We start from the raw sequence: 8,430 nt of genomic DNA, 5'->3' as shown, positions 1-8,430 counted from the left end.
TGAACGCGAACACGTCCTGGTAGTTACTACCGAACACGCCGCCCGTGAGGTTGCCGATATAGCCGGCGCCCAGCTGCTCGATCAGGCCGAGCAGCACGCCGCCGACCATCGCGCCGCCGAGATTGCCGATACCGCCGAGCACCGCCGCGGTAAAGGCCTTCAGGCCGGGGATGAAGCCCATGTAGAAGTGCGCGTTGCCGTATTCGGACGCGATCATCACGCCGGCGAGGGCAGCCAGCGCCGAGCCGATCATGAAGGTTGCCGAAATCACGAAATTCGGGCTCACACCCATCAGGCTCGCGACGTTCGGATTCTCGGCGATCGCGCGCATCGCGCGGCCGAGCTTGGTCTTGTGCACGAGCAGCAGCAGGCCGCCCATCACGATGAACGCCACCAAGATGATCACGATTTCGGTCATCGAGATCACGGCGCCGGGCGTCGTGTCGGTGGCCTTGATCACGTTGATCGGGTCGGTGGGCAACAGCTGCGGGAACGGCAGCGGATTGCGCGACCAGATCATCATCGCGAGCGTCTGCAGCAGAATCGACACACCGATCGCGGTGATCAGCGGCGCGAGACGCGGTGCGCGGCGCAACGGCCGGTAGGCCACGCGCTCGATCGTGTAGCCGACCACCGCGCAGACCGCCGCCGCGATGAGCAACGCGATGACCAGCGTCAGCACGTTGCCGAGGCCGGGGAAGTGGTTCTGCAGCACACCTATGGCGGAGAGCGCAACCATCGCGCCCACCATCAACACATCGCCGTGAGCGAAGTTGATGATGCCCAGAATGCCGTAAACCATCGTATAGCCCAGTGCGATGATGGCGTAGACACTGCCAAGCACCAGTCCATTCATGATTTGTTGGACCAGAATGTCCATGTCTCTCTTACTCCAGTTGACCGCCTACGGGTTGATACGGGGTAACGGACAGTGCGATGATGTCCGTTACCTGTCAAAAAATAATCGAGTGCGATGGCGGCTATCGCCCCAAATCGCACAGACCGTCACATGTGCGTCGATCCAGTCGCCTGTCCGATCGAATGCGACTTCCCGATCATGGTCGAGAATTGCATCTGCTTGTGCACTGTCACGAAATCACGCCAGAAATACTGCGGCCGATCGCCGTCGCGTCTCCCGAATAGACGAGTTTCTGAACGGAGTACGCGCCCGGTTCCCGACCCACTGCGTCATCCTCCGATAGCACTTCGAACGCAACCGAGCGACGATTTGCCGCGGCTGATGCTCTGTTCACATCTTGAACCGCGATTCGAACAGCGCTTTCGTCGTTCTTTCCAAAGGTAAACTGCCCGCCTGTCAGCGGTTCAGCAACTATCTCCGTTGCGAATTTAGGCTGTCCAGCCACGCGGACAGCGGACGGCAGTGCCGCGACCGAAGCGGACGACTGATTGATGCCATTCATGGATGTCCCTCTCTTTGTATTGCTCAACTGATAACGGGCTCCCATCCGTTTTGCCCGATATGCACGCAAGCTTCAGCCAAAATCCACATATTCCAAAAGTCCGCGCGTTCTTTTTTTCGCCGAGGGTCGACGCGACATTTGACAGCATTCATCGTGTTCTCGACCAAGCGTTACTTACGGATCAATACATTTTCTCGGAGCCGCACGGATCACGTCAGCAGTCGCATCGCATCCCGCTAAGGCTAGCGTCAAAAGCGATCACACAGAACCAGAAATTTCTGTTGCGTGGCCCCGGAATAGCACTATTCGACTGGAACTCTTGAATTGCAAGCGTCGCATACTTACCCTTTTTCGACTCATGTGCATGATCTCTATGTGCCCGACAGAATGACGCATCAGATCCAAAAATTCCTGAAGCGAACATCAGCTTGATGATGCGTTTGATGGCGCAGCGATCTCACGTGACGCTATGTTGTTCAGGTACCTCTCCTGGACAATTGTTCAGCGGTGTCGCCTACCCGTCGTTGCGCGCGTCAAGCGGCAATCAGATCGCCACCCTTTTGTCAACGGCCGCCTTTTTGTGGATCGCCAATGCTGATGAATCGCCATCCCGAAATAACGATGTGCATTAGCCATTGCAGGAGGGGGCGCAGCAGCGCATCGACCGTCTACGCCTCGTCACGCCAACCGCGGGCTTGTCTACAAAACCGCGCTTTCAGATAGCACCACCAGCCTGATGGCCTAATGATCAGCTTCGGGGCTCGGAGCGGCCAACACCCTTTCGACGCTACGTTGCCTCCTCCCCCCTTGCGGCAGTGCGTTCCTGTCAATCTACCCGACGCGCCCAACTGTCAGCCTCCTTCAGAAGGACCAAGGTACCCCGGCACCGGCACAATACTGCGGTGGGCCGAGGCTGGGCCCTATTCTATTTTGCGCGATTAGGAATATGAAATAAATTCGGCTTATATCCAAGCAGCTCACTTTTCCTTGCCACATAAATTCTGCTTATGCCGGCTTAAGCAAGTTATGCTTGTATCAGAGATGAACTGCCGTTAGGATTGCCCGGTCACACCTTCAACGATCCGAGTGGACGCCGTTTCGGTGGGTGTTTTCAGGGCTACGAAGCTCATCCAGTGATGAAGTTCGATCCGATCGATGAGCCATCAGAATGAAGTGATCAAGCAGTTAAAGTGGTTGGTAGTTGGGGCCGTCGCGGAGCATGGTGAACGTGCATGGGCATCGGCGTCCGACTAAAGAAATGACCAAGGTTTTGTCCCAATAAGGGACCTGCCATGTGGAGGCCCCGAAGACGGATGATCTGACCGATGAAGCAGAACCTGAATCGCGCGGTGGCGAAGGTGCTCAAGAGCCTACATTATCCGCTTGACGTAATCCTTCTCTGCGTGCGCCGGTACGCTGCGTATCCGCTGAGTCTGCGTCACCTCGAACAGTCGGATGGCGAACGAGGAATTTCGGTTCGCCATCCGACTGTGCATCGCTGGACACTCAAACTGTTGCCGGTTCTAGAGAAGCCGTTTCGGCGCTGCAAGCCGGCGGGCGGCAGGAGTTGGGGTATGGACGAAACGTACATTCGCGTGAGGAGCGAGTGGAAATATTATTTGTACCGCGCCGCGGACAAGGCTGGCAACACGATCGCTTTCCTTCTGCGAGCCCGTCGTGACAAGGCTGCGGCCCGGAGACACTTCGAAAAGGCGATGACTCTGAACGGTGAACTGTAGACTGTGACGATTGATAAAAGCGGATCAAATCTGGCGGCGCTACAAGCGCTCACCGCCGAACGCGAGACGCCGATCAAGGTCTGCCAGAACAAATGCCTGAACAATTCTACTCGCTGGCGAAATAAGCAATCCTATGATATCGCGCTTTGCTATGACTGTGTCCTTTTCGCGGCCAAATCCTGTTGGGACCGACAAGGCTTACGACATGTGCGACTCTGTTCGTGACTGCCAGACGCGCAACGTGACGCCCCATGTGGCGCGCAACGTTGCTCATCAAGACGGAAGCGCGATTGATGGGCGCGCTTCGCGGCACGCCGGTTACGGCATCAGCCAGGTGAAACTTAAACGCATCGAAGAGTACTCCGGTTGGGGCAAGACCATTGGCAGAATTCGGCAGACCAACTATCGAGGCATCAAGCGGGTCACCAGCACTTCAGACTGACCATGCTGGCGAGCAACCTGACCGGAATGGCCCGAATACTGATGGCCGTGCCGCGAGGAGCAGCGCAATGAGTCGCCGGACGCGGCCACCGGGCGAAAACGCGCCGGCTGGCTCACTCGCCTGTGGTGTGCCCCGGACGATCCATGTGCAACTCAGCGACGAATTGCATACGAAATCCCTTTAAACATTGCCGCGGTTGTCAAAACGAGGCGATTTTCGACAGCCTGTTAGGTCCTCGACCTCGCATCAAACTTGGGAAAGGCAGACCAATCGGCTACGCGGTCGTCGGTGACGAGGACGAAGACGTTGTAGTAAGAGGCTCACGAAACGGTCCCACGATCATGAAGCGGTAGCTCGGTTTTGCAGAAGTAGGAAGTCTGGACAAGAAGCGAGTGATCAGGCGTCAGCGTTTCCTTGCAGAGATGGAGAAAGTGGTACCGTGGGAGCGCTTGCTGTTGGCGACCGGGCCGTACTACCCGAAAGGCGAATGGGGCCGCCCGCCGATGGGACTTGAGCGGATGCTGCGGATCTACTTTCTTGAACAGTGGTACGGCCTGACGGATGAAGTCCTTGAAGACGCGCTGAACGACAGTTTCGCGATGCGCGCGTTCCCGGGCATCGACTTGGCGCGCGAGAACCTACCGAATGCCGCCACGCTGTGAAGTTTCGGCGCCTGTTGGTCGCAGCATGAGTTGACGCGAAAGCTGTTCGATGAGATCGGCATCGCGCTATGCGAGCGCGGGGATGAAAGAAGGCACGCCGGTGGATGCCACGATCTTCGCGACACCGCCGTCGACGAAGAATGTCGAAAGAGCTGTGCCCCGGAAATACACCCGCACGGATGCTTAGAATCAGCCGTCGACGACCGTCCTGTTTTTAAAAGCCGCGAGTCGCACCGCCAAGCCATCGGCAATCGGCTCATTGATCAGCGTTTCGCAAGGAAGCAGTTCATGGACAGCAATGTAGTACCGACGTTCCTACGCGCTCAACTTAAGCGGGGACTTCTCGAGGTCAAAGTCGACGCCGCCGCCTTGCCCGCGGCTACCCTGTTCGGTTTCGCAGAGCGCCGGAATCCTAAGCGGGCATTCCTCTTCGTGTCAAAAGTTCTGGGACGACTCGTGCCGACGCGGCCATCGATCATGGCTGCCAGTTTCGAGAGCCTCGTCAGCGAGATCCCAGCGGACCTGCCCGGCCCAGTGCTGGTAATAGGCGTGGCCGAAGCCGCAGTTGGCCTCGGTGCCGGCGTGCACCGTGCTTACAGTGCCACGCGTTCCGACAGCGTGTACCTCACCAGTACCCGTCATCCTTTGGGTACCGACCTCTTTTCTCGATTCGAGGAAGAGCACAGTCATGCCAGCACCCATTTAATCCACCTGCCAGTCGATCCCGAGGTTCGTGATTTGATGCTCCAGGCCCGATCTTTAATCTTGGTGGACGATGAGGCTTCGACCGGCAAGACCTTTCTCAACCTGCACCGCGCACTAATCGAAGCCGGCCTGAACAAGATCGAGCGAGTGGTCACGTGTGTCCTGACGGACTGGTCTGGGGGTGCTGTGCGTAAGGCCATCGGAGAGTCGACCACCGCCGTATCCTTGCTGAGCGGCTCGTATCAGTTCCACGAAGATCAGTCCGCGCCTCTGCCGGATATGCTAGGTGTCGGCGCCGTTTCTATAGGCGGATGGCCTCTCTCGCCCCGCAATGACTGGGGGCGCTTGGGCGTTCGCCACGTGGACGACACGCTCGCACCGAACATTCAAATCCAGCCCGGCGAGAAAGTCGTCGTAGTGGGTACCGGTGAGTTCGTCTGGCGTCCCTTCCTGCTGGCAGAGCGCGCGGAGCGAGCCGGGGCAGACGTCTACTTCAGCGCTACCACCAGGTCCCCTATAGCCATAGGCCACGCCATCGAGCACGCGCTGTCGTTTCCTGACAACTATGGCCTCGGTATTCCGAACTTCCTCTACAACGTGAAGCCCGGTGAATTCGACCGAGTTCTTATCTGCACCGAAACCCCGGCGCAAGCGCTCCCTGCAGAACTGGTTGATGTCCTGAATGCGGAGATAATTTTCGATGAGCAGTAATCGTCCGCTGATATTCGTCGACCTCGACGACACCCTGTTCCAGACCGCAAGTAAGATGGCGGATGCCACCCCACGAATCATCGCCACCCTGGACGTGCATGGGCAGCCCAACGGGTATATGAACCCGGTCCAGAACTTCTTCCTGAACTGGCTGCTGCCCTCGGCCGACGTCGTTCCGGTTACCGCACGTAGCGTGGAGGCCTACAACCGCGTCAAGCTTCCTTTCACCGAAGGTGCAATCTGCTCCCATGGAGGCGTGATGCTCCGCCCTGACGGATCGCTTGACCAGCCCTGGCACGCACAGATGGCCGAGTCGCTCCGGACCTTTCAAGACCGGCTGTCGACACTGAGGGAGGCCACCCTGCAAATCGGCAAAGAACTGGGCTACTCCCTGCGCAGTTGGGTAGTTGAAGAGAAAGGTCTGCGCCACTACGTGCTGACCAAACACAACGAGTCCAACGACTCGGTGCTCACCGAGTTGCTGACCGAAGTTCAATCTCGAAGCATGTTGGAATGCATGCACACCCACGTTAATGGAAACAACCTCGCCCTCCTGCCTGCGGGTTTGGAAAAACGCTTCGCCGTTCAAGAATGGTTGCGCCGCGATCGTGAAGTCCACGGCGAGCGGCCGGTCCTGGGCTTCGGTGACAGCATCTCCGACCTGGGGTTCATGGACCTCTGTCACATGTGGTCAACGCCGGCGCGCAGTCAACTGGCAACAGTAGTGAAGGGGCTCATCAATGAGTAATCCTCTCGCCACCCTGAGCACCGTCGGCAGCGGCAGCTACGCCCCTGAAGATGTGCATTTCCTTTTGCAACGCGTGCAGATGAGCTTCACTACCGTTGAGGAAAAGGAGCTTCTGATTCAGACGAACCGGAAGCACTACTCTGAGATGATAAGCTTCGAGCAGGCTCCTACCGACGTGCACAAGGGTCTCTACACCCATGCCTTGGCGCGGAACGGCGCTCGTATGGCTTCCAATGTTCAGGCCTTGGCATTGGCATTGAGTGCCGCTTACACCGGGCCGAGCATCGCCCTGGTTTCATTTGTTCGCGCAGGCGTGCCCCTCGGTGTCCTGCTGCGCCGGGCACTCGTCGAAATGGGCCGCGATACTCACCACTACGGTGTCAGCATCATTCGCGATCGCGGGATCGACATGGTGGCTCTGGAAGCCATCATCCAGCTGCATGGGGCCGAAAAGATCGCCTTCGTGGATGGTTGGACCGGCAAAGGCGCAATCTCCGATGAGCTCAAGCGGACCTTGGACGACGACAAGCGCTTCCCAGCAGAGCCTCGCCTCGTTGTTCTAGCAGACCCCTGCGGCCGCGCTTGGCTGGCTGGCTCTGCAGAGGACTGGGTAATTCCGTCCGGCATCCTCGGTGCAACTGTGTCGGGCCTCGTATCCCGCACCATCTGGCCGACTCAAGGTGGGCTTCATGGTTGCGTGACATACGACCACCTGCCTAAGCATGACGTAACCCGAGAGTTCATCGATACGATCGAGGCCGAACGTGGGGCGCTGGGCGAAGTTTATCCCGCAACTCCATGGACCGACGAACAGCGATTGGAGCTCCAAGCGTCCGCTGATCACGTGGTGTCCTCACTGGCAACGCGTTTTGGCACCTTCAACTTGAATCGCGTGAAGCCGGGTATCGCTGAGGCAACCAGAGCTGTTCTGCGTCGTGTGCCCGATCACGTTCTGGTACGTGATAGCAACGACAGCGACGTGCAATTGTTAATGCATCTCACTGACCGCGCGGGCGTGACCGTAGAGGAGGCTGGCGCGGACCTGGGTCCGTATCGTGCCGCGACAATCACACGGAGTCCCAACTGAGGGGCGACATTTCTACGTTCGCCCTCGGGGCGACTCTGTACATGCCGGCTACCCGCGGTGACATGCTGGACGTGGTTTTCGGCACCAAGATCTCAGAATTGTGCTCACTTGTGGTGTGCCTGGAAGACGCGGTGGCGGCGATCGACGTCGAAAGCGCGCTCGCGAACCTGCGGGCGCTCCTCATGGAGGTTGAGGCTTGGGGCGGCCGCCCTGAACATGGTCTCCTGCTGCTCCTCCGGCCGCACGATGCTGCGATGGCAGCAGTGCTGAGTGACTGGCCGCTGATGAAGCACGTCGACAGGTTCGTCGTCCCCAAGTTGACACTGAAATCCCTCCAATCTTGGGAATACGCGGTGAGCACCTTGGATCTGTGCCTCATGCCCACACCGGAGACAGTCGACGCGTTCGACCCTGGCCCAATGGTGGAGCTTGGCCAAGCTCTGAAGGCGAACCCCAAATCAGCGCATCATCACGCTGCGGATTGGCGAAAAACCTCATGGGTTGTCTTGGTCTGCGACACAATCCAGCCACCACTGGGGCTGGAGACGCTGGTCGCGTCAAGGCTCGCTCGTTTCTAACACCGTCTAAGCTCCCTCGAACACCGGCGAAGTCCGGAATGACCTTCCCTCTGTTTTTCGCCTTCCAGAGGCCCGGGGTTATGCAGCTACATCCGTTGCCTGCTGAGCCACGAGCCAGTCTCGCATGAACTGGGCCGGCGACACAAAGCCGAGCGACGAATGACGACGACTGCGGTTGTAAAACACTTCGATGTATTCGAACAAGTCCGCTGCGGCTTCGCGATGCGTGCGATAGCGCGCTGCATGAACCCGTTCATTTTTCAGGCTGTTGAAGAAGCTCTCCGTCGGCGCGTTGTCCCAGCAATTTCCTTTGCGGCTCATAGAGCAACGCATGCCA

At 58.3% G+C, this 8,430-nt stretch carries 7 protein-coding genes and 3 pseudogenes; 7 read left to right on the top strand and 3 right to left on the bottom strand.

The features are described from left to right. The coding region (locus GCT19_RS39955; protein WP_152854954.1) for a branched-chain amino acid ABC transporter permease at nt 1-880 on the bottom strand (880 nt) is incomplete at its 3' end. A 208-nt stretch (nt 881-1,088) separates the two neighbouring features. Next, on the bottom strand, nt 1,089-1,421 hold the full coding sequence (locus GCT19_RS39950; protein WP_035491685.1) for a type 1 periplasmic-binding domain-containing protein: 333 nt from the start codon (nt 1,419-1,421) through the stop codon (nt 1,089-1,091). A gap of 1,325 nt (nt 1,422-2,746) precedes the next feature. Here GCT19_RS39950 and GCT19_RS39945 point away from each other — a divergent pair. The 7 genes and pseudogenes from GCT19_RS39945 to GCT19_RS39915 form a co-directional block, all read left to right on the top strand. Next, nucleotides 2,747-3,265, top strand: a pseudogene (locus GCT19_RS39945) (IS6 family transposase); the annotation flags it as partial. A 76-nt stretch (nt 3,266-3,341) separates the two neighbouring features. After that, nucleotides 3,342-3,673: pseudogene (locus GCT19_RS39940) on the top strand (IS5/IS1182 family transposase); the annotation flags it as partial. Between the two features lie 306 nt (nt 3,674-3,979). Beyond that, nucleotides 3,980-4,418, top strand: a pseudogene (locus GCT19_RS39935) (transposase); the annotation flags it as partial. A gap of 134 nt (nt 4,419-4,552) precedes the next feature. Next, on the top strand, nt 4,553-5,680 hold the full coding sequence (locus GCT19_RS39930; protein WP_018436565.1) for a phosphoribosyltransferase domain-containing protein: 1,128 nt from the start codon (nt 4,553-4,555) through the stop codon (nt 5,678-5,680). After that, entirely contained in the window at nt 5,670-6,428 is a 759-nt protein-coding gene (locus GCT19_RS39925) for an HAD family hydrolase (RefSeq protein WP_152854953.1), read from the top strand. The genes GCT19_RS39930 and GCT19_RS39925 overlap by 11 nt, the downstream gene beginning before the upstream one ends. After that, nucleotides 6,421-7,515 (top strand): cysteine protease StiP domain-containing protein, encoded by a 1,095-nt coding sequence (locus GCT19_RS39920; protein WP_152854952.1) that lies wholly within the window; start codon nt 6,421-6,423, stop codon nt 7,513-7,515. Before GCT19_RS39925 ends, GCT19_RS39920 begins: the two co-directional genes overlap by 8 nt. 41 nt (nt 7,516-7,556) lie before the next feature. Next, nucleotides 7,557-8,093 (top strand): HpcH/HpaI aldolase/citrate lyase family protein, encoded by a 537-nt coding sequence (locus GCT19_RS39915; RefSeq protein WP_260332461.1) that lies wholly within the window; start codon nt 7,557-7,559, stop codon nt 8,091-8,093. 78 nt (nt 8,094-8,171) lie between these two features. On the opposite strand, the gene GCT19_RS39910 is transcribed toward GCT19_RS39915, so the two are convergent. Beyond that, nucleotides 8,172-8,430: IS3 family transposase (locus tag GCT19_RS39910; RefSeq protein ID WP_152854912.1), on the bottom strand; the 259-nt coding region annotated here is incomplete at its 5' end.

It is taken from the genome of Paraburkholderia atlantica, assembly GCF_009362785.1.
GTDB lineage: Bacteria > Pseudomonadota > Gammaproteobacteria > Burkholderiales > Burkholderiaceae > Paraburkholderia > Paraburkholderia atlantica.
The sequence above is the reverse complement of the archived record's forward strand: the minus strand, read 5'-3'. Positions and strand labels throughout refer to the sequence as shown.

What these genes read in the sequence shown, in the direction of transcription:
- GCT19_RS39930 (WP_018436565.1), top strand. Translation starts at nt 4,553, where the DNA reads ATGGACAGCAATGTAGTACCGACGTTCCTACGCGCTCAACTTAAGCGG.
- GCT19_RS39915 (WP_260332461.1), top strand. Translation starts at nt 7,557, where the DNA reads ATGCCGGCTACCCGCGGTGACATGCTGGACGTGGTTTTCGGCACCAAG.
- GCT19_RS39950 (WP_035491685.1), bottom strand. Translation starts at nt 1,421, where the DNA reads ATGAATGGCATCAATCAGTCGTCCGCTTCGGTCGCGGCACTGCCGTCC.
- GCT19_RS39925 (WP_152854953.1), top strand. Translation starts at nt 5,670, where the DNA reads ATGAGCAGTAATCGTCCGCTGATATTCGTCGACCTCGACGACACCCTG.
- GCT19_RS39920 (WP_152854952.1), top strand. Translation starts at nt 6,421, where the DNA reads ATGAGTAATCCTCTCGCCACCCTGAGCACCGTCGGCAGCGGCAGCTAC.